We start from the raw sequence: 325 nt of genomic DNA on the forward strand, positions 1-325 counted from the left end.
TGCACCTCGGGCAGTGACGCTGTGCCCACCCACACCCCTGAGCGTCACTTCGGTACCCACGGCCAGCAATTCTATCCCCGCCGCCGCACTGGTCAATGCCGCCGCAGCCACCTCACTCCAGAAGCGCCGATCCTTGTTGTCTTTCCCGCCTTGCAACAGCAGCAACCCGGCCTCCAGCAGAAGCAGCGCACTGGCCACACGCAGGCGATAGAACTGATTGCCGTGCACCCCGTGCAAGGTCTCGACATAAGCGCGATCGAGGCGGCGTACGACAGGTGCCGAGACGCGCCCCGGCGACGGGGTCTGGCCCTCCAGCGCCTGCTCG

Annotated in this window: 1 pseudogene; it reads right to left on the reverse strand. The window is 66.5% G+C overall.

The features are described 5' to 3' along the window. Window positions 1-325 (reverse strand): annotated as a pseudogene (locus IAE34_RS24220) (hypothetical protein); the annotation flags it as partial.

Source organism: Pseudomonas sp. S30 (assembly GCF_016518545.1).
Lineage (GTDB): Bacteria > Pseudomonadota > Gammaproteobacteria > Pseudomonadales > Pseudomonadaceae > Aquipseudomonas.